A 20,258-nucleotide genomic window follows, 5' to 3' on the forward strand; every position below is an offset into this window, starting at 1 on the left:
CTCAGCCTGGCTTTCCCCGCCTCCGGTACGGAAATTTTCGTAGAATGGGTCTGGACACGGTAATGACAAACCGTGTATCCGTAGACTGAATGTCTCGTCCGAATAGGCCGAAGATTACGAAGGAGCTCCTCGAGCGGACGATCGCTGGTGAATTCCAAGCGGCGCGTGAGTGCTATGCCATCCTCCAGGCGATCTTCCGCTTCAGGGTCGTGAAGGTGCTCGCTGGGAACTGTTCGCCAGAAACTGTTGAGGATCTTAGTCACGAAACTTTCGTCGCCCTGCTGGACGACGATGGTCGTCTCATACGAGCATGGGATCCTGAACGAGCGTCGTTCGAGACCTACTCCGGGCTCATCGCAGAGCAGCGGGCCGTCGAGTATGCGCGCAAGAAGAAGGAAGAGCTTTTTCTGGGCAACCAGGCTTCGAAGCTGCAGGAAGCTGCCATCGATAGCAGTCGGTGGCCGGACCGTATCGCCGCGTCGAACGAGTTGCGGCAAAAGGTCTTTACAGTTCTGTGGGAAGAACTCGACAAGCAAGGGCGGCGAGTATTCGAGCTTCTCTACAATGAACGCCGTAACGTCAAAGAAATCTGCGCGCTGATGAACATGAATGAGCCCGCCGTGTATGCTTGGCGAAGCCGGTTTGGACGTCGCATCGAAGAGATCGCCGCGATGATTGGAGGTGAAGGGTGGGAACGCTGACCGCGAACCGTCGCACGAAGGCCTCCCCGACGTCATCGGCTGATGATGTTGTTCTCGACGATCCTCGTTGGGAAGCGCTTGCCGCCGGCGAAGCCACGCCTGAGGATGTCGCGCAATTGCGAGCATGGTCGGAGCGGTCGGTGACCGCCAAAGCGGCGTGGGAAGCACTTCAACCAGTCACGAAGACTCGCCTCGATGAGCTCACGACCCGGGCCCTGCGTGAGGTAGAGGCGCGCAAACAGAGCAGAGCGGAGGGCCATGGCAGCGAGATCCTGGGCGGCAAATACAGATTGCTCGAGCGTCATAGTCAGGGCGTTTGGGAGAGCATCTGGGAGGCCGAGAACATCATCTCAGGGCGACCTGTAGTCATCAAAAGCGCGCATGGCGAAGAGCTGATCCGGCAAATGCAGCAAGAAACGCGCTATTTGCAACGGATTTCTCACCCCAACGTCCTTACGTTACTCGACAGTGGCGAAACGTCGGAGGGCTCGTTCTACATTGTAACGGAACGCCTCGACGGTGAAAATCTCCGCGAAATTTTGAAAGAAAAGAGGCGACTCGACCTTGCGCAAGCGCTGCGAATCACCCGGCAGGTGGCATCGGCGCTCGAGGCCGTACATGCGGCGGGACTCATCCACCGCGACATCAGTTCTTCGACTATTTTTCTTCATCGAACAGAATCTGGCTTCGTGGCGAAATTGATGGGTTTCGCACGCTGCAAAGATATGCGGTCGTCAAGTCACTTGGAAGATCGCTTCACCTTCAAGGCATTCAGGTACCCGAGCCCCGAACAGTTGAAGGACCCGCGGCGCGTAACTGAGCTAACCGATATTTGGTCATTAGGTATTTTGATCTATGAAATGCTGACTGGTGAAAGGCCATTTCGAGCACCTGATGTTGCTGAGGTGATGCGCCAGATCATGACGAAATCCGTGCCGCCACCGTCGTTGATCCGCCCCACTCTGCCGACTTCATGGGACGAATTGGTCCTGCGGTGCACGGCGAGAGCACCTGAAGAGCGATTCCAAACGGTTGGAAATGTCTTAGCGATGCTATCGACCATTGAATCCGAGCTTTGTGAGCGGACGACAGCGGCCAGAGCTTTTCCACCTGAATCAGTACCGCCGCAAAATGCCGAACCGTTGCAATACGACGACGCAATCATTGAGAACACATCCCCTCTTCCTTCTCACCCGTATCGACGTGCCAGAACGCAACCAATGATCGAGGCACTTCAACCGACCGTCGAGCCGCCCAACCAAGAGGCGCAGCTACCGCCGAAGGTCGAGGATGTGCCCAAGAAACCAGATGTCTTGCGTCGAAACTCTTTCATTATCGCGAACATAGCCGTCTTCGTCGTCGTCGTTGTTACGCTCGTGGCTCTGGAATCAGCGCCATCGCAATTGCAGACGTACGCATTGGTCGTCGAATCCATTTTGCTGATGTGCATGGCAATTGGTACCGAGCGACTCTATCGTCGTTTGCGCAAAACGGAAGCGGCCTTGACGGAGACTCGAGGAAAACTTCAACCCACGCTTCATCGAATACAATCGCTCGAAGCCGACAACAAGCGCCGGATCGGATGGCTCGACACCACGGACCAAGAGCTGAATTGGTATCGGAACGAATTGCAAAAACGGCCGATCCTCGAACGAAAGACTTACCGCATCCTCACCATCGGGGTGAAAGGAACGGGAAAGACCTCCCTGACGCTCAAGTGGGTCAATCCGCTCGTTGACCTCGGCACGATCGAGGGAACGATGGTCGAACGATATGAACGCACAGTGAGTCAAGTGCGCACACGTGATAGGCTGGTGGAACACGTATTCGAAGTGTACGATTGGCCTGGCGCACATATCGTCGATGCGCAACAAGAGCTCCTCACGGTGGAGATCCACGGCATCTTGATGGTCGTGGATTTGGGCGGGAAGGACGCACGCCAAATCGACCAACACCGCATCGTGGAGCAACTCGACGAATTCAACCCGCAAACGCTGAAATTTTTCTTGAGCGCGCAGACGATTACATCATGTAAAACCGTCGTGCTCTTCATTAACAAAAGCGACTTGTTTCCTGGATCACTCGATGATGCCGAGGCGCACGCGAAGGCGCTCTACGCGCCGCTCATTGAAAGTCTCATGCAATACGAAACGCAACTCGATGTGAAAGTCTTCGTCGGCTCGGCGAGAAATGGCCATTCTCTGCACCACCTTTTTGGCCATCTTGTCGAGCAGATTCTACCTACATCGGCGTATGATGCACAATTGCTACAACGCCTCGAGGGATCCGAACGCTGACGAGTGGTTACGTTCACTTGACTTCGATGGGTTCGCATGAGAGGACATGCGAGGGGTGCGGAGGGTAACATGGATGGGGGGAGGTGGGAGGGGAATTGAACAGGGCCACGAGCCGGCCGGGCGTCTCCGCAGAATATCCTGAGTTGGCATACTAACCAGTCAGGATCATTTACCGCAGAAGGTCACAGGGGTAGTTGTTATGTAAATCACCACTGTCCTCGGATGCCGACGCCGCTCGGCCCAATCCAGAGACCCGCTCGTGCTTTTGCCTCTTGGCCTTTTCCCGGCGAAGGAGACGCCGTCACGAGAATTACGCCGCCGGCTGTGGCCAAGCCTCCCACAATGAACAAAGCGGTGGACGCATTTCCCATCGTTCGAGCCTCGGTCCGGAGATCAAAGCCGATCTGATCGCAGACATTGTTCGGTTTGCAATGACCGTCATCGCTGTCATTGTTTTTGGACACCGCCAAACCCCCCAGTATCGCGCCCACGCCGACGCCCACAACACCGATGCCAATTCCCACAAATCCAGCAGTACGTAGCCGCGAACTTCGCTGAACGATGGGGGGAGCTGGATTCGTGCGTGGGTCGCTGGACTTGTCATTCTCAACTGTTTTGGGAGGTGGCCCGGCAGGGACGCTCCACGGCGGCGTAATATCGATTGTCACGGCCTGGCCGATCTGGATCTCGGCAGAAGTCTGCCACGGGGCTTTATCCAAAGCGGTCACTTTGATATGGTATGTCCCCGGATTCACCGGTACCGCCTCACCCCATTGCGTTACGGGTATCGGAACACCATTACGCACAATCGAAAACCCTGACAATGCGGCTACGTTTCGAGAAACGGCAAGCGTCAGCCTCGGCACTCGCGAAGCAAGCGTCGCGAGCTTGCTGTCGATTTCCGCGACCTTGTCCAATTTCCCCTCTGCAGATGCAAGGATTCTAGCATCTTCGAACACAATCAGCGCCGTCGCGGGTTGCCCCAATTTATCGTAACACTCAGCCAATGTCATGGCCGTGCGAACATGGCCCGGCATGATCTCGCGCGCTGCGTCGAGCTTCGGACATGCGCGCCGATACTGGCCCTGGTCCATGTCCTTTGCGGCATCTTGGTAAAGCTTCTGTGCTTCTTGCCTTGCCGCCTCCTTTTCCTCAGCATGGGCAATGGGTGACATGAGCATGAGCGCGACTGTGAAGAAGGCGAAGTGGATTCGTCGATTCATGGATTTGCTGCTGCCTCACGAGAAGTTAGTCAATCGTTGAAATCCGCAACGGAGCTCTTCCTGCTGGAGGTGCTTGCTGGTTTGCTTGGCCCTGCAGCTTTGGCGGGCTTTGATTGCGATGGCTCGTGTTCCTGAGCGGTCGGCGCTGTTGGCTCCGTCTTCGGTGCCGTGGGCTCCGCAGTGGGCACAGTTGTAGGCTCCGCGATTGCTTGGGGTGGTGATTCCTGCGCACTGGCTGTCGGCGCTGGATCGGGTTCGTTGTTCGGCGCGGGCGTAGCCTGCGACGCTGTACCCATTGGCGCTACAGTCGAAGTCGGAATCTTGATTGGCTCGGCTTTGCTTGCAGAAGCTGGCGTACTCGACCTCGTCGCGATGAATGCCACGCCGAGCAGTGCGGCGAGGCCAAGCCCTGCCACCGCCAGTGCCAGCATCAATTTGTCTTTTCTGCGCTCCGTTGCTTTGTTCGTTGTGCCCCATGCTCCACCAGTTAGGCTAGAGTGTGTTGGCGCGACGATCAGCCCGGCAGGATTTGATGCCCCTCCGGAATTGGATTCCGAAATAGATGGATTCGTTTCCACATCTGGCGCAGCCGCCAGCACCACTGTCGTCGGCATCGACGCCATTTCAGGACGAGGAGGCGCCATTGGTAGAGCCGCTGCTGCCAATACTTGCGGTGCGCTTGCGCTCGCGTACGGTAGCAACTGGCCCATCAATTCGTGCACGGATTGAAAGCGGTGCTCGGGGCGTTTTTCGAGGCACTTGAGCACGATTGCATCGAACGCTTGGGGTATGTCCGGACGAACTTGGCTCGGAGGCAGCGGCTCCGTTGCAAGAACTTTCGTCACGAGCTCCGTTACGGCTTGGGCAGTGAATGGTAGTTTGCCCGTGGTGAGCTCGTATAGAATGACGCCAAGCCCCCAGATGTCGGAACGCATGTCCGTGGCCTTGATGTTCGCCATCTGCTCGGGCGACATGTACAGAGGGGACCCCATGAATGCGCCGGTTTTCGTCAAATCCGAGCCTACGGTGTTGTTCGGGTCGAGCTCTTTGGAGATGCCAAAGTCGAGGACCTTGACGCAGGGCGTGCCGTTGGGTCGTCGAATGAGAAACAGGTTGGCGGGCTTCAAGTCCCGATGTACGACGCCGTTGGCATGGGCTTCGGCTACGGCTTCGCACGCTTGGTACACGTAGAGTGCTGCTTCCTCGAGTGGCAAGCCGCCGCGGCTCTTCACAATCTGCTTGAGGTCATTGCCTGCCAGATGCTCCATCACCATGTACGGCGCGCCGTCCTCGAGAATCCCAACGTCGTGGACGCGAGCGACGTGTTCCCCCTTGAGCTTTGCGGCAGCGCGCGCTTCACGCAGAAATCGTTCAACGGCGTCTGGGTGTGAAAGCCCGGAGGGAAGCAACATCTTGATGGCAAAGAGCTCCCCAAGGTGCACGTGGCGTGCTGCGACGACGACGCCCATGCCACCCTGTCCGAGCACTCGCTCGACTCGGTACTTGCCCAGCAAAATTTCGCCCGAATGCACAGTGTGCTGCATTGCGTTTGCCCTCAGGAACCGTCGTGATTGGTGACCAACTGCAAGCGCGACACATCGTATCAGCTTGTTCGGGCAAATTGCAAGCTCGAGGTTGGTCCTTGCGTAACCTCCTGTTTTACCTCTGAAACAAGCCGCGGTTTGCTGCGGGCAGCATGGACAAACCGTAGTCAAAGCGCGTGACATCACGACGGCTGTTGTGCAACACGGAGATCCTCGTGTACTGTCCCGTAGGCAAATGGATCACGTGCAAGGAGGCATGCCATGGCCGGTCGAACGGAAAGAAAGGCCACAACTGACGACGTGGGAAGCGTGGCGCTACGCCTGAGGGTCACAGGCCTTGGAGCGGTCTTCGTGCTTGGCGCGTGCGTGCAGATCGTGGGCATTGAAGAGCCCATTTTGGGCGAAGGTGGCGAAGGCGGCGCACCCACCTGGGCCAGCGGTGCCGGAGGCGAAATGTCGTCGAGCACCGCATCATCTTCCTCAAATTCTAGCGCGGCGTCGTCATCGTCATCATCAAGCTCTTCCGCGTCATCATCATCATCATCATCGAGTTCTAGTGCTTCGTCCTCGAGCTCGAGCGCGGGCGGTTCATGCAGCGAATCGCCATGCAAACTCGTGGCGCCGCAATGCGGTTGTGCGGCAGGCGAAGTGTGCACGCTCGATGCATCACTCACGGGCATGCGCGAGTGCGTTGCTGCGGGCAGTGTACCGATCGGTGGACAATGCACGGGCAACGACTGCGCGGCCGGAAGCTGGTGCACCAATACCACAGCGGCAATCTCGACGTGCATGAGGTACTGCGCGGCGGACTCAGACTGCGTCGGACCAGGCGGGTTGTGCGTGGTCACGCTGAATAACGGCTCGAGCGGCTCGGTTCCGGGCGTCACCTTATGCACGGAAAATTGCGATCCGTCGACGAACGTGGGTTGTCCAGCCGCCGGTACGTCGTGCCAAATAGCGAAAGAATCGACGGGGCAAATGAGGCTGATGACTCGTTGCGAGGCTTCGGGTATGGGCGCGCAGGGTGCAACATGTACCAATAATGATGATTGCGCGCCCACTTATGGTTGCTTCAACGCCGGCACAAAGCAGTGCCTGAAGTATTGCAAAGTCGGCGCGGGCGCATGCCCCGGCGGAGTCTGCAACTCAATCGGTACGATTGGAAGCACCGAATACGGCGGGTGCCTCTGAGACACGCTCCAAGACGGACGCACACCCATAATGCAATAGCAAACAGGATCAACATGAACGGCACGATAATTGGGAGAACGCGGACGTCGCTCGTAGGACTTTGCGTAGTGCTTGCACTTGGCGCGTGCGTGCAAATCGCGGGTATCGAGAAACCCATCTTGGGCGAAGAACCCATCTTGGGCGAAGAGGGTGGAGGCCCCATCGTAGAAAAGTGCCAGAGCCCTGCGGATTGTCCACCAACGGGTAGCGAGTGCGTGATTGCAGCGTGCGGCCTTGACGACGTGTGCGGCACAGCGAACACCCCGGCTGGGGTTCCCCTCCCGGCTCAAGTTGCCGGTGACTGCGTACTAATTCAATGCGACGGCCAGGGCGGGGAAAAAGTCGTCAGTGACGACAACGATGTTCCTTTCATCGACTGCCAATTCACGTCATGCATGAATGGATCACCCGTGAGCACGCCCGCGCCACAAGGAACGGCGTGTACGACGGGCGGCGGGAATTCGTGCGATGGCGAAGGCAACTGCGTCGAATGCAACACGAATGCCGATTGTGGTCCCATGGGGATTTTCTGCGATCCGAAGTCGAATACCTGCTTTCGGTGCGACGACAACATCCAGAATGGCGACGAATCTGACGTCGATTGCGGTGGAGACCGTTGCAGCGATTGCATCCAAGGCCAGAAGTGCAACGTTATCCAGGATTGCGCGACCGCGCTTTTCTGTGCTGACGGAATCTGCTGCAGCAGTACATGCGATAGTGCATGTGAAGCGTGCAACCTCCCTAACAGTGTCGGGACGTGCGATTTCATCCCGAAATACGGCGAGGATCCGAATTACGGTAACGGAATGTCCTGCCTGTACGCCAATTTGCTCGCCTGCACCGGCCTCGGGGGCTGCAAAGGTGCGCTCGGCGCACCTTGCGCGAGTCCCACGGATTGCGCCAGCGCCAAGTGCAGCGCGGGCAAGGTCTGCGTTAAGAATACGGGGGACCCTTGCACCCAACCCACCGAGTGTTTTAGCGGTATTTGCACAAGCAACATCTGCGGTTGACCAGCGGTCTCGCGTCCTCACCCCACCGCCCACACCACCCCCGCCGCCACCAACGCCAACCCCAGCCCCGCCCCGCTCCCCTTCGCCTCCTGCGCCGGCACCTGCGCCTGCCCCGTCAACGCCGGCCCCATATGCGCCGCCGCGAGCGCCGGGAGCGCCCATTCGTGCTGGTCCACCTGCGCCTTCGGATCGTTCTTCGCGCTCGCGTACGAATACACCCACAACTGCCCCGATTGCGTAATGCGCGGCGCCTCGAGCGGCCCGGCCTCGTCCAAATTGAACCCCGTTGCCAATCGCAGCACCCGTAACGTCGAGGCAAACCGTTTCGCCGGCGGCAGCTCCTCCACATACGTTTGCAGCGTGTGCGATGCGACGAGCACGGATTGCCCCGATTGTGCTTCGGCCGCCGCTTGCTGAAGCCACGCAATTTCCGAATGCTCCGGCGGCAGCGACGCGTGCGTCCCGTCCACGAGCAAGTACGCATGCGCGCGAATGCCCTCGTCACGGTACAGCGAGCGAATGCGCTGACATCCCGCGGAAAACCCAATCAGCCCGAGCCGCGGAATGACCTCGATGCCCGCTTGGGAAAACGCCATTTCAAATGCTTGCCATAACGTCGATCCCGTGTCGGAATCGTCCATGATGATACACGGCCCCGGCCCGAATGCACTACGCAAACGCGCATCGACGCTCGGAAACACCATGTAGCCCACCACGAGCGGCCGCGATTTGCCCTGCCCCACTTGCACCATTCGTAATGCCATCAGAATCCCTCCTTCAAAATCAATCCCAGCGCCGTCAAAACGATCGCTCCCACCGGGCTCGACAACGCCTTCATGGGATCCGCTTTTTCCGTGGGCGCTTCGAGCTTCCTCACGTCAATGTCGTCCCCATAGAAAAACCGCAATATCGACATGTGATGATACCCATTCGCCGCAAGCCACGCGGCGCCATTCTGGCTCATGCACCCACGATTCCCTGGATGCGTGCGCAGCGACAAACCCGTCGGACGCACGTCATTGCCGCGCTTTCCTGCATTGTACGTCACCCAGCGCTCGGTCGACGTCGGATCGTTTCCTGGTAATCCCCCCTGCGTCCAGAGTGCTCCCGCCACGTAATTCGCGAGAATGAGCCGCCCCTGATATAGAATGACCTTGCCTCGCGTGCGCTCCGTCGCGTCACGAAAAGCCTCACCAGCCGATTTTGCCATCACCTGAAAACGCGGCCCCGTCGGAATCGGCGAGATTCTGCCAAGCGCCGGGTGGTCGCGCATCGCTCGCGCCACATACGTTCGCGCCGCGATCGCTTGCGCCGCGATCGCTTCGGGATGCGCATCGGCCGCCATTTCACCCGTGCATACTCGCGCAACGTACTCCTCGAGCGGCATCCAGCCATCTCGCGTGAACACTTCCTCCGGCAATCGCGCCAATTCCGGACGCGTCGGCGGCAACCAAATCGGCTCGTCTCGACGTTTCGCCGCTTTCGCTTTCTCTTCCCACAAAGCGTCCGGCCAAACAGATATCGGCGGCCCCCATCTTCGCCAACGCACAGCCTCGACCGTCGCTTCCTCGTCACCCCACCGTAATGCATTCGCACTCACGCGATCGAGATAAATCGAACGGAGCACTCCCCACCATAACACCGCGGGAATCCTCGCAACGAGCGCTTCGCCCGTTTGAAGCTCCGCAATGCCAAATCGATCCGAACGCGTGACGCTCGCAAGCGTCGTGACATATCGCCAACGCCGCTCATCCATGAGGCACCTCGAAAATCCCGCACTCGGATGCGACCGAAGTGCCGGGAAAGAGCCATACTTTCGCTTTCGCCCGCACGTTGTCGCTCTCGAAACGAAACTTCCACCGCGCGACCGGCATCGGTATTTTTGCAATGGCCACGATTTGCCGGGTGTGCACGAGCGGCGGGATCGTAATGAATGGCAAATCGGCTTCAATGCGCGTTGCCGTCGGCACATCGTGAATGAGCAAGGTCGCGGAGATTCGCCAGCGAGGCGCCGGCACATCGAGTTCGATCGGCCCCTGCTCCATGATCACCACGCAATGGTTGGTGTAGAAGCTCGGGGTCTCGACGATTTCGTTTGCCTTGGCTTCGCTGTCGATCTCCGCGCCTTGTTTCATGGCTCGCTCCCTCGTTTCACGCCGCAGATGGCGTTTGCCGCTTGGCGTTCTCGAAGCTCACCCCATTCAGCGAAAGCTGTATGTACAAGCCGATTTCGAGCGGCTTCGTGGCCATGCCCTCGCCAATGTCGATGCACGCAACGGGGAAAGCAATGTCTTCGTGCAATTGGATCATTGCCGAAAATGCGCCCTCGTCGCTTCGCTCCGGGTTATCCGTGAAAATGTACCCATCCGGCATCGGAAGCACCGGCGCGCCACCCGATGTGCGCGCAAGGCTCTTGACCTTCGTATCGGGCACGTTGCGCAAATGGTCGATGAGCACCTGACGAACCGTGCCATTACCACCCACACGCCGTTTGTCCCAATTGAAGAACAATACGCCCGAGCGCCGCAGTGCCCGGTAAAGCAAATTCTCGCCAGTGAAGTCGTGGAAGATTTCGCCCGGCAAAAACAGCTTTGCGTCGTCCCAGAGCCATGCCCGCCCCGAAAGCACTTGCGCCGCCGCGCCGCCAATCTTATCGACGGTGGCTTGGTCGTATTTCACGCGCAAACCGGCTTCCTGCATCGTGATGTTTCGAATGAGGAAGTCTTGCTCGTTGTAGGTGTTTTTCGACGGCCGTTGCAGATTCGTCAAGTTCGTCGTCACCTTCGTGGGATTGCCGAGCAGCGAGGAATCGTCGCCCACTGTCAGCTCGAAAAACTTGTACGTACCCGCAGGAATACGCACCCACGCGCGCTGCGGCGTTCCTTCGACAGTGCAACGAACTTCGGTCACCGAATAAAAATGCCCCTCGTTGCGCATGACGAACGGCTCGCCTTTGCGCGTCCACTTGTCGACGAGCTGCTTTACGCCCGCATTGGGAGGGATCATGTTTTTCGGCAATTGGACCGTGCTTGCTGTCGAACGCCGCACGACCGCCGCTTTTTTCTTCCCCACCACCTGCCCGCGCTTGCGCGCTCGAGCTTGCAGCGTGCGCGCTTCTTGTAACGTGATTTTCGTTTTTCCCCGGCGCTGCAATGCCTTGATGTCGCCCGTGTCGCCTTCGTCCGCATCGAGCTCCGCGCCGGCCACGTCTTCGTCTTCGGTGTCCAGCCCAGCCGTGTCGTCGTCGTCATTGTCATCGGGCAACGCCGTTTCGCCCTCGGCATCCGTTTGATTCAAGAGGTCTTCGACCCCAGTGGTATCGGTCGCCATGTTTTCGATCCTCGTTCTTTCTTCGAATGGGTTGTCGTTTTACGCGGCCGCATTCACCGGCCGCTGCGCATTGAAACCACCTTTGCGATAACCAGCCGCGGGCATGGGAATCCGCACCATTTGCCCATCCGGCGTCTGAACCCAGGCATACCGGAAGCCATTCCCGGGCAAACCCGGTATCGCTCCGACGTCGGGCAAAGCAGTCATGTACGGACCTTGCACGTCGGGAGCAAATTGCTGCGGAGCGGGCGGCGGCGGTGGAGCCTTGGCCGCGGCGTTTTTCGAATGAAGTTGGTACGCAATCGCAAAAAGCGCTCCGCCCACCGCGAGCACCGCCGTGCCATACGGATTGCCACGCTTTCGCAACATGTAACCAATGGCCAGCACCCCGAGCGGCAAGAGCCACCAATGACTCTTGACCGATTCGGAATTCTTCAAATCGTCGAGGTTCGCGAGCAGCGCGACGATCGCACCTGCTCCCGCAATGAGCAGCACACCTTTCGTGCCCACTTCTCGATTGAAGTACCTGCGCCGGTGCCTGCGTTTTCCCTCGCGAGGAACCGCGACCAAATTTCGGTCCACGCGGACCATTCTTTCACGCGCCATGTCGTTTACCTCCGTTGTGCTGGATGAGAAAGAATGCGATCAAACCAATGATCGCAATCGGCAAAAAGGATGTCGAAGCTGCCGTCGTGGCTTGCACGAATTCCGTGGCGCCTCGAAATGGCGACGGCAAAGGCCTTCCCTGCATCGTCGCCAGCGTGCGCTGCTGCTCCTCGAGCGCCCTGAGCAGCGAGATTTCCGCTTCGTCGAAGGGGAGTTCGTGCCCCACCAAACGCTCGCGTTCGACGTGCAGCGCCATGATTTCCAGCGCTCGCGCATGAATGGCAAGCAGCCGTTTCGTCACGTTGTTATCGAAATTCGCTACGACGATCGCCGACGCAATCGAACTGCCCACGAACGCCGCCGCAAGCGCTGCGAGCGTCCCCAGAACCACGACGGCCACCGGCGGCAAACCCACTTCGATTTGCCCCGTCGCGTGATTCGCCCCGTCCGTCACGATGTCCCGCGTTGCACGAAATGCCACAGGCGGTGCAAGCAATACGACCGTGCGTGCAAGTGCCGACGCCGCGGCATTTCGCTCGGCAGTCGAATACATGCGTCCATCGAGGTACCCGAGCTGCTCGGGCTCGTACGGGGACAACGTCGCGGCGCGCAATGACGCGAGCAATAGCGCGCGAACCTGCCGGACGAGCTCGCCCTTTGAAAGTGTTCGCCAAGCGCCTCGTTTGGCAGTTTCGATGGCTCGAAGCCTCACTGCTCGAAAATCGCGTTCGCGGTGCGTCCATCGAAATGAACGTGATGGCAGCGGCTTCGTCGGAGCGGAGGGCGCCCCATTTGGCAAAGAACCGCCAGGCAATGATGGAACACGGCCTTGCTGCTCCAGCCACTTTTTGTATAGGTAAACCACCCATGGAATCATGGGGCCCCCTCCATTCCTTCGACAAACCGCGAACTACGCCATCAAATGAAACGCGCCAAGAATGCCCAACAGCGGCAGCACGTCGCTCGATCCGCCCTCACTTGCAGGCTGCGGCGCGGGCGCGGGCATATTCGGCATTGGTAACGGCGCCGGAGGATACTCGGGGCCGCTGTACGGAAAATTCCGCAATGCGGCCGCCCGATCTGCCAACGCTTTCGCCGTGAGCGGATATCCTTGCTGCGCGAACGATTGCGCCATGTAATCGACGGTATCCGCGTCGCGAGCGTTTTTCATGGTGTAGTCGACCAACTCGCGAGCGTCCGCGGGCAAATTCGCATCGAGCGTGTACGACGGGAGCGGCGGCATTTTTGTCGCGCGAATGTTGTTCGCGGCTGCGCGTAATGCTGCTGCGGCCAGCGGATACCCCATTCCCTCGTAAAACGCTGCGGCCATATCGAGGTGCCCCGGATCCTCGGTCGTCTGCATCATATTGCGCACGGTCTGTTTGTCCTGCTCGGACATGTGCGCATCGAGCGGGTATTGTAGCGGATCCACCGGTGCGGCCGGTTGCTCTGGCGGAGCCGGCGCGGGCGCTCGAGCTGCCGGCGGCGGGGGAATGTTTTCCGGCAGCGGGATATTGTCGATGGTCCCAAATACGGGCACATCGACCGCAACGGTGCCCGGCGTCGAACCTGCACGAATGGGAATTTCGCGTTTCCCAATGATAGGAGCATCGACGATCACTGTTCCAGGTTTCGATCCCGGCTCGACGTTGACTTCGACCGGGCCAAACCCTGGCACATCGACCTTGACCTTCGTTTGCTTGTTGTTTGCGGGCGGCTGCGGAGCCGGCTGGGGCGCCGGCTGTGGAGCAGGTTGCGGCCACGGAAGTGGAAATGACGGCCATGACGGTGCTGGTTGCGGGGCTGGTTGCGGCGCGGGCTGCGGAGCCGGTTGCGACCACGGAAGTGGAAATGACGGCCATGACGGCGCGGGCTGCGAAGGCCGACGGCGCTGGTTGGGGCATCGGTTGTGGAATCGGGAATTGCGGAGGCGTCGGTTGGGTCGATCCCGACACGGTCACATTGTCCACGCGTCCGAGCCCCGGCACGGTAATCGCCACCGTGCCCGGTTTCGTCCCGGGTTCGGCGGGCAATTCAATGGCCCCCGCGGGCGTCAAAACACTTACCGTACCCGGCCTGCTCCCAGGCGAAACGGGAAACGGAAATGCCGATCCATCGATACCTCGCGGCGCTTGTGGAGCAGGCTGCGGCGCCGGTTGCGGCGCAGGCTGCGGCGCCGGTTGTGGTGCCGGCTGGAACGTTCCCGAAACGGGGACATTATCGAGCTGCCCATAACCCGGCACGAGAATCGATACCGTTCCAGGTTTCGTGCCCGGCTTCGCGGGGAGTTCGAGTTGTCCAATGGGGCTCGTGACAATGACCATTCCCGGTTTTCCAGCCGCCACCGGCCACGGCAATGGCGACGCTTGAGGAGCGGGCTGCGGAACCGGTTGCGGAGCCGGCTGCGGCGCGGGTTGTGGAGCTGGCTGTGGCACGGGCTGCGGCGGTTGGCCTCCGTACGCCGGAACCTGCGAAAAGACCGCTTCTTTCAATGCATTTTGCGTGGCAGCATCGATGGTTCCATCCGTACGCAGCGCCCGCGTGGGATTCCATTTGTTCCACCAAAGTTGGAACGACACGAGCGCCCTTTGCGTGCGTGCATCCACGAGCCCCGAAAAGTCCGACGGCTGCAATCCAAAATCGAGCGGATCGCACACCGAATACTTCCGCGCCCACGCCGCCACGAGAATCTGCGTATTCGCGACGACCCCTATATCCATTGTTGAATTCTGCGCTGGTCCAGGAAATCCGGGCACCGGCGGCGCCGTCGGATTCACCGGTTTCGCTAGCGGATGTTCCGGCCATTCATCCGGAATACCGATTTCCTCGTTTGGATACAGTGACGTCCAATTGCCATTCGTCACCGTCTTGTGCGGGTTTGCCGCTCGGAGCTCGGCCCACCATTTCGGGCGCGAGAACGCTCCCATCATTTGCGCAATCTTGTACGGCGTATCGTCTTTCTTCACGATGTACGAGCGTTTTGTAATGACCGCTCCCGTATCGCGGTCGTACATCAACCACCCCGGCGGAATGTTCCATGCGAGAATCCCAGGCTGATGTGCCGGGTTTGCCGCAAGTAATTCGGCTGTGCGTTCATGTTGTCCGGTCAATTTCTTCGTAATGCCTTGCGCCGTTTCTCCGGGTACGGCAATGTATTGCCCCGTCGTCGCATCGACCCCAGAAACGTCGCGTGCACCCGGCGTTGCGCCTGTGGCCATACGCAAAAATCGCGCGTCGAGCGAGTTCAAAATCGGCAAATCCGCCTTGATTTTTTGCAACACGGCGTCGGGAATCGGCACGACCGATAGATGCCGCCGCGGCGTCGGCCGAGCTTCAGGAGCTGCCGTATCGTTGTATTCGCGCTCTTCGTCTCGAGCAAGCGCCACTTCGGCTTCCGATGGTCCGATGCCCGAAAACGGGCCAAATGGAATCGGAAACGCCTGCGTCGGTGGCAAAACGTACGTCTTCGGCGCCGTTTCCGTAGGAGTTTGCTCCGCACGCTCTCGAGCTGCCTCGACCTCCTCCTTGGAAAACTGAAATCGCGGCCGCGGTGGTGCTACCGGCGCAGCTTCGGGCGGCGAAGTGGGTCGCTCCAATGCCGGCGGTGGAGTCGATGACGTCCGAGCTCTCCGCGCAGCCGCGGAAAGTTGCGTGGGGAGTTTGCCCGCGTTACGCCGTTTGCGATATTCCACGGGATTGTACACGCGCAGTCGCGCTTCTTCGGCGTACGCTTTGTCCCCTGTTCGTTGTGTAGCCGCTGCGCCATCCGCCAAGATCTTCCGCTCTCGCCGATTGAGCTGCTTGGTGCGCTTCGGTTTCGGCTTGGTCGCATTGCGAATCAGGCTTTCTGCCAAATTGCCCCCTGCTTTTCCGAGAGCGCCACCGATTGCGGTTCCAGCAGGCCCGCCAATGGCCGTTCCGATTGCAGCACCGCCCAGACTTCCCAAGGTTTGGCCGAGACTTCCGTCCCCCGCAGCACCTTGCCCGCCGAAAAACGAAGCGAGAGAGCCGAAAAAGTCCCCCGTTTCTTCGTTCGGTGCGTCCGGAGCGACCATTGCGGTTTCGTTTTCGTTCGACATACCCAATTCGTCATTCATCACTAGAGCTTTCATGAGCTTCTTCCTTTCCTCCCGTTTCACCCGGTCGCTTGACGCCGCGTGGACAACGGCTCCACCTGCATTTCGTGACGTCGACGCGTTTTTCCGAGACGATGACCGTCGCGTCGACGTCGTATTCATTGCCCACCGGCCCAGCGAATCGGCCGGCCTTGTTGAAATGCGAAATCACGATCGATGTTGGTCGCACGTTGACGAGCGCCTCGAGCAATGCGGTTTGCTCGCGATATTGCGGAGCCCAGCGCTGAAGCGAATCGATGACCACGAGCGCCGCATCATCGGGCACGCTCGCAAATGCTTCGCGCCATCCGGCGCCGTTCGTCTTGGATACGCGCACGATTCGATCGACCGACGAATTGGTCCGCGGGAACAATTCGCGCACGAGCTCCGTGTTTTGCTCGGCATCCAGCCAAAACGCGACGGCGTTGAGTTTTTCGGCCATTTCCGCGGCAAGCTCCGCGGCGAATGTCGACTTCCCCGCGCCTGGCCTTCCTCCAACGAGGATTTTCGACCCCAGCACGACACCTCCGAGCGCTTCCGATAGGATCGCCCGATATTGCCGCGGGCGTAACGACTGACCTCCTTCGAGCGTTTCGAATCGAATCCCAGGACGCGGTTGGAGCGGCTGTGGTTCCCATACCGATGCGCCGCACGTACAAAACCCGCCGCTCGCGGGCCGGCGATGCCGATGACATACGGCGCAGCGCAATTCTTTGGATAATAAAAGCGGTGCTGCTCTGGACATTTCCTTCCCCCTTCGTCCAATAGCTCTCGATTACCGATAGTTGGTCACGGCCATCGTTCCTGGCGGAATGCGACCGATTTCGGAATTCAAAATCGTCGGGTCCGCTCGATGCCACGCTCCACGCCAAAACACTTCCGCGAGCACGTGCGGAAAATCCGCTTCGGGCCTGACGGGATAACTTCGCGCGGGCACGTCGCACGCGAGGCACAAGGCAATGAACACTCTTGATTTTGCATCGCAATCTCCAAAACCTCGCTTCAACGTCACCGATGAATCTTCGAGCACTTCGCGTTTCGGATCGCGCACGTATTCGAGCGCGTATTGGCAAAATTTGAGTATGGCTGGCGCTCGGTCGTCGTACGGCAATTGGCGGAATACGCTGGCCCAACGTTGAACCGCATCGAGCACGACGTCTTCGGCGCTCGCGCGTTTCATGTATTGGGCTTTCGCCAATCCCGTAGGAAAATCGACGACTTGGACACGCAGCACGGTCATTCCTCCGCCCCTCGTAATTGCAGTGCGTTTTGCTGGACTAACTGAGCAAACGCACCTTGCGCTTCTGGCGGAACGAGCGACGACGCGAGCGATTGAAACTCGGGCTCGGCGAGCATTGCGCGCAATTCGTCGTCGAGCGGCACGTCGGGCGGAATCGTGAATGCGTCCCCTGCCGCTTGTTCGGGCGGCGGCGCCGCAACGGCCGAGGTCGCTGGAGCAGGTGCAGGGACCGCGGACGCCATCACGGGCGCCTGGACGGCCGCCTGAACGGGCGCAGGAACCGGCGGCGCCACGACGGGCGCTGGCGGCGTTGGCGCTGGCACAGGGGCCGACGTAGCGGCAAGGATGGACTGGAGCTTCGCGCGCGTCTCGGGATGGGCGAGCATGGCGCGTAGCCAGGCGTCGTCATCGGCTGGCCGAGGGGCGGGAGCTGGCGCAGGCATGGGGGCAGGTCGATATGCTGATGGGGCCGGATGGGCCGGCATTGCAATGGGAAAGGCGACCCACCCTTGCTGCGTAAACATCCACCCATAACCAGGCGGCGGCGCGCAGGGTGGAGCGAATGCATTTTGTTGCGGCGGCGCTGGGGCCGGAGATGGTGCAGCGGCAGGCGCGGGCGCTGGTGGCGCAGCGGGACGCACCGCTGTAATCATCTTGACCATGTTCATGATGTCGCCAATGTCGTCGCTATTCGATCGCGCCGGTGCGGAGGTAGCCGTGGTTTGGTTATTCTTGTAGAGCTCTCGCGCAAGCTCGATTCCCTGCATCAACGTGCGCGACGTTCGTTCGCCGCTGTTGATCATCGGCAGGATTTCTTTGACAATCTCCAGCGGATTCGGTGCTCGGTTTCCGCCATTCAAAAGCGCGGCTGCTTCCCGAAGCATTTCGACAGGGTTTGGCTGTGGGACTTCGCGCCTGTCCATGATCAACTTGAGCAGTGCGAGGTTCATCTGGACGAGCACGTCGCTCGAGGTGCTCTGCGGCTGATACTGGGGCGGTGATTCTTGTCGCGCCGAACCACCGATTGGGCCATTTCCAAATGGTTTGCGTGGAGGGCTCGCGAAAAACCATTTTTCCGACCACGCCGTATACCGGTGCGTCGTTCCACATTGGGCCGCAAGCTGGTAGCTGCAATCACCTCCGTATTCGTCGAGAATCTGCTGCCACGATCGCAGCTCGGATCCTTTCCACGTCCTCGGACAGATTTCTCTGGTTCCGTCGCGGTTGTACCGAATGATTTGGATCAGATCGAACTTGCGCGGGTCGCGGCCGGTCTCGGTATCCGGGCGAGGGAATAAAGGATGGCCTCCATGATCTTCAGCAGCGGCTTCGGAATCGGGGGCGGAATGCGTCGCGGAATCGAGCATGTCGCGACAATGGATCGCGCATTCGATTCTGCCAAGAGGCAATCGGCATCGACTACGGGGTTTTATACGTGTTATGAAATATGTATTGTGCGAGCACGTATTACGTATGCACGTGCGTACGTAATACGTATTATGGCCGAATATACCGATACCAGAGTCCATTGAGGTCCACTCTTCGAGCCACTTTTTGCGTCTTGTGAGCCACTTGAATCTGGCCACTCGTGTACCACGGCGTCATGTTGGAATCCATCGCACAGCATCACATCCGAGCGCCGCTCGCCGCGTCGATTTCTTGCTGCCGGAATAACTCACCACGTGCACAAAAGCTCCGGACTTGTCCACTGTCGAGCCACCCCGAGCCACTGCCGCCACCATGGAAGGCCACTGATCCCGCATAGGAGGGTCCGCTCCAAAAATTGTGGCCTGTTAGTGGACCTTGGCGCACGGCTTCGTTTATCGTGCGCCGGACACATGGCTCTTGCCAACGACTTCACTTCAACGCGGATACACGGAGGGGAACACGATGCAGGCGTGGATTAGAAGGCGATCGAAGGTACGCAAGGATGGACGCATGGTGTTCATTACGTCCGTGGTTTTCGACGCACACGTCTTCGACAAGCTGTGCAATTACGTCGACCAGGACAACGGGCAACGTAGCGCCATCGTCAACGAGGCGGTGCGGTATGCCTTGGCTACGCCGGGCTGGATTGAGAAAGCTATCGAGCGACTTTCAGGTGAGGAAGTGATTGCGGTAGACAGTCCGCGTCAGGTTCCATCGTCGAATAGCCGATTGCATGCGAAGAATGCAGTCGATGGGCCGGCAACGAGGCGCTCGTCGCCTGCAAGGCCACTTTCGCGGCCCGCTTCGTCATCGAAGCCGGGGACGAATTCGCTGCCGAAGTGAACGACCCACCACTATCGGTATTTTTCGACAACCCATTTTTGCGCACCGAACCGAGACGCCAGCGCTCGATGGTCGCGGCATGCCCTCGGGATCGACCTTCCCCATCCGCACTCGATCTCACGCCCGGTAATGTTTCCTTACCGGGCGCCATAAGATCGCGAGATTTCTAGCTGGCCCTAACCGCAGCTTGGTGAATTTTTCTACGTCCCCGACCGCCTCCCCGGATTGCCTTGCCCACGCCGACCCAAGACCTCCATTACGAGCGCTCGACAGAGCACCGCCTCGAGCTTTCGTGGGTCACGAATACGGCCCGAGGCCCGCGCGCTTGGCTGCCTTGTTCACGATGAGTGCGACTGCTCGGCTCGTCAGCCCGTTTGTCCCGGTACGACCCCACCGATCGATAGTTCGAATGGTTTGACCACCAACGATCTTCGTGGTGTCGAGCCATGTGCGCAACGCACGAACCGGACAGAGCACTCCTGGCGCTGCACGCACGGGCACGTTGGCACGTTCGCGGAGCTGATCCGTGGTGCTACGCGCTCGGTGGACGGTGATGCCTTCGCGATGCCACGCGATGTGCGCGACATCGAGCGCCACGAGCCTTGCGCGTCGAAACGCTGCCACGAATGCTACGAGCAAGCCCACCGGAAGCGCTTCGATCATCGCGTGAAGATCCGTCGGCTACAGCGCG

Annotated in this window: 18 protein-coding genes; 4 read left to right on the forward strand and 14 right to left on the reverse strand. The window is 59.4% G+C overall.

The genetic code is table 11. The features are described 5' to 3' along the window. Nucleotides 1-89: 89 nt before the first annotated feature. Nucleotides 90-701: a sigma-70 family RNA polymerase sigma factor gene (locus IPM54_41075; protein MBK9266169.1), complete on the forward strand. Its 612-nt coding sequence runs from the start codon at nucleotides 90-92 to the stop codon at nucleotides 699-701. After that, nucleotides 689-2,998 (forward strand): protein kinase, encoded by a 2,310-nt coding sequence (locus tag IPM54_41080; protein ID MBK9266170.1) that lies wholly within the window; start codon nucleotides 689-691, stop codon nucleotides 2,996-2,998. Before IPM54_41075 ends, IPM54_41080 begins: the two co-directional genes overlap by 13 nt. Before the next feature lie 206 nt (nucleotides 2,999-3,204). On the opposite strand, the gene IPM54_41085 is transcribed toward IPM54_41080, so the two are convergent. From IPM54_41085 to IPM54_41095, 3 genes are all read right to left on the reverse strand, one after another. Further along, nucleotides 3,205-4,221 (reverse strand): tetratricopeptide repeat protein, encoded by a 1,017-nt coding sequence (locus tag IPM54_41085; GenBank protein ID MBK9266171.1) that lies wholly within the window; start codon nucleotides 4,219-4,221, stop codon nucleotides 3,205-3,207. 29 nt (nucleotides 4,222-4,250) lie between these two features. Continuing rightward, nucleotides 4,251-5,765 carry a protein kinase gene (locus tag IPM54_41090; protein ID MBK9266172.1) on the reverse strand — a complete coding sequence of 505 codons (1,515 nt, stop codon included), beginning with the start codon at nucleotides 5,763-5,765 and terminating at the stop codon, nucleotides 4,251-4,253. Nucleotides 5,766-5,947: 182 nt separating this feature from the next. Then, nucleotides 5,948-6,661: a hypothetical protein gene (locus IPM54_41095; GenBank protein ID MBK9266173.1), complete on the reverse strand. Its 714-nt coding sequence runs from the start codon at nucleotides 6,659-6,661 to the stop codon at nucleotides 5,948-5,950. Nucleotides 6,662-7,009: 348 nt separating this feature from the next. On the opposite strand from IPM54_41095, the gene IPM54_41100 reads away from it, so the two are divergent. Next, the gene (locus IPM54_41100; protein ID MBK9266174.1) at nucleotides 7,010-8,005 is read left to right on the forward strand and encodes a hypothetical protein; all 996 of its coding nucleotides are present in this window, start codon (nucleotides 7,010-7,012) and stop codon (nucleotides 8,003-8,005) included. A gap of 17 nt (nucleotides 8,006-8,022) precedes the next feature. On the opposite strand, the gene IPM54_41105 is transcribed toward IPM54_41100, so the two are convergent. From IPM54_41105 to IPM54_41150, 10 genes are all read right to left on the reverse strand, one after another. Next, nucleotides 8,023-8,769, reverse strand: coding sequence for a hypothetical protein (locus IPM54_41105; GenBank protein ID MBK9266175.1), 747 nt, complete (start codon nucleotides 8,767-8,769; stop codon nucleotides 8,023-8,025). After that, entirely contained in the window at nucleotides 8,769-9,761 is a 993-nt protein-coding gene (locus tag IPM54_41110; GenBank protein ID MBK9266176.1) for a hypothetical protein, read from the reverse strand. The genes IPM54_41105 and IPM54_41110 overlap by 1 nt, the downstream gene beginning before the upstream one ends. After that, a complete protein-coding gene (locus IPM54_41115; protein ID MBK9266177.1) occupies nucleotides 9,754-10,140 on the reverse strand; it encodes a hypothetical protein in 387 nt (128 codons plus the stop codon). The genes IPM54_41110 and IPM54_41115 overlap by 8 nt, the downstream gene beginning before the upstream one ends. 16 nt (nucleotides 10,141-10,156) lie before the next feature. After that, a complete protein-coding gene (locus tag IPM54_41120) occupies nucleotides 10,157-11,335 on the reverse strand; it encodes a hypothetical protein (GenBank protein MBK9266178.1) in 1,179 nt (392 codons plus the stop codon). Between the two features lie 39 nt (nucleotides 11,336-11,374). Next, a complete protein-coding gene (locus IPM54_41125) occupies nucleotides 11,375-11,917 on the reverse strand; it encodes a hypothetical protein (GenBank protein MBK9266179.1) in 543 nt (180 codons plus the stop codon). A 13-nt stretch (nucleotides 11,918-11,930) separates the two neighbouring features. After that, nucleotides 11,931-12,653 (reverse strand): hypothetical protein, encoded by a 723-nt coding sequence (locus tag IPM54_41130; protein ID MBK9266180.1) that lies wholly within the window; start codon nucleotides 12,651-12,653, stop codon nucleotides 11,931-11,933. A 262-nt stretch (nucleotides 12,654-12,915) separates the two neighbouring features. Continuing rightward, nucleotides 12,916-16,053, reverse strand: coding sequence for a hypothetical protein (locus tag IPM54_41135; GenBank protein ID MBK9266181.1), 3,138 nt, complete (start codon nucleotides 16,051-16,053; stop codon nucleotides 12,916-12,918). Continuing rightward, nucleotides 16,031-16,801, reverse strand: a complete 771-nt coding sequence (locus tag IPM54_41140) for an AAA family ATPase (protein MBK9266182.1) — start codon at nucleotides 16,799-16,801, stop codon at nucleotides 16,031-16,033. Before IPM54_41140 ends, IPM54_41135 begins: the two co-directional genes overlap by 23 nt. Nucleotides 16,802-16,831: 30 nt before the next feature. Then, the gene (locus IPM54_41145; protein MBK9266183.1) at nucleotides 16,832-17,296 is read right to left on the reverse strand and encodes a transglutaminase domain-containing protein; all 465 of its coding nucleotides are present in this window, start codon (nucleotides 17,294-17,296) and stop codon (nucleotides 16,832-16,834) included. Next, entirely contained in the window at nucleotides 17,293-18,663 is a 1,371-nt protein-coding gene (locus IPM54_41150; protein MBK9266184.1) for a hypothetical protein, read from the reverse strand. The genes IPM54_41145 and IPM54_41150 overlap by 4 nt, the downstream gene beginning before the upstream one ends. A gap of 571 nt (nucleotides 18,664-19,234) precedes the next feature. On the opposite strand from IPM54_41150, the gene IPM54_41155 reads away from it, so the two are divergent. After that, nucleotides 19,235-19,567 (forward strand): hypothetical protein, encoded by a 333-nt coding sequence (locus IPM54_41155; GenBank protein ID MBK9266185.1) that lies wholly within the window; start codon nucleotides 19,235-19,237, stop codon nucleotides 19,565-19,567. Nucleotides 19,568-19,864: 297 nt separating this feature from the next. Here the strand turns inward: IPM54_41155 and IPM54_41160 are convergent, their stop codons facing one another. Beyond that, entirely contained in the window at nucleotides 19,865-20,230 is a 366-nt protein-coding gene (locus tag IPM54_41160) for a hypothetical protein (protein ID MBK9266186.1), read from the reverse strand. Between the last annotated feature and the right edge of the window lie 28 nt (nucleotides 20,231-20,258).

This window comes from Polyangiaceae bacterium, assembly GCA_016715885.1.
GTDB lineage: Bacteria > Myxococcota_A > Polyangia > Polyangiales > Polyangiaceae > Polyangium.

Bases quoted from the DNA above. Each gene is read 5' to 3' on its own strand.
- IPM54_41075 (MBK9266169.1), top strand. From the start codon at position 90: ATGTCTCGTCCGAATAGGCCGAAGATTACGAAGGAGCTCCTCGAGCGG.
- IPM54_41085 (MBK9266171.1), bottom strand. From the start codon at position 4,221: ATGAATCGACGAATCCACTTCGCCTTCTTCACAGTCGCGCTCATGCTC.
- IPM54_41090 (MBK9266172.1), bottom strand. From the start codon at position 5,765: ATGCAGCACACTGTGCATTCGGGCGAAATTTTGCTGGGCAAGTACCGA.
- IPM54_41100 (MBK9266174.1), top strand. From the start codon at position 7,010: ATGAACGGCACGATAATTGGGAGAACGCGGACGTCGCTCGTAGGACTT.
- IPM54_41105 (MBK9266175.1), bottom strand. From the start codon at position 8,769: ATGGCATTACGAATGGTGCAAGTGGGGCAGGGCAAATCGCGGCCGCTC.
- IPM54_41110 (MBK9266176.1), bottom strand. From the start codon at position 9,761: ATGGATGAGCGGCGTTGGCGATATGTCACGACGCTTGCGAGCGTCACG.
- IPM54_41115 (MBK9266177.1), bottom strand. From the start codon at position 10,140: ATGAAACAAGGCGCGGAGATCGACAGCGAAGCCAAGGCAAACGAAATC.
- IPM54_41120 (MBK9266178.1), bottom strand. From the start codon at position 11,335: ATGGCGACCGATACCACTGGGGTCGAAGACCTCTTGAATCAAACGGAT.
- IPM54_41135 (MBK9266181.1), bottom strand. From the start codon at position 16,053: ATGAAAGCTCTAGTGATGAATGACGAATTGGGTATGTCGAACGAAAAC.
- IPM54_41140 (MBK9266182.1), bottom strand. From the start codon at position 16,801: ATGTCCAGAGCAGCACCGCTTTTATTATCCAAAGAATTGCGCTGCGCC.
- IPM54_41145 (MBK9266183.1), bottom strand. From the start codon at position 17,296: ATGACCGTGCTGCGTGTCCAAGTCGTCGATTTTCCTACGGGATTGGCG.
- IPM54_41150 (MBK9266184.1), bottom strand. From the start codon at position 18,663: ATGCTCGATTCCGCGACGCATTCCGCCCCCGATTCCGAAGCCGCTGCT.
- IPM54_41155 (MBK9266185.1), top strand. From the start codon at position 19,235: ATGGTGTTCATTACGTCCGTGGTTTTCGACGCACACGTCTTCGACAAG.
- IPM54_41160 (MBK9266186.1), bottom strand. From the start codon at position 20,230: ATGATCGAAGCGCTTCCGGTGGGCTTGCTCGTAGCATTCGTGGCAGCG.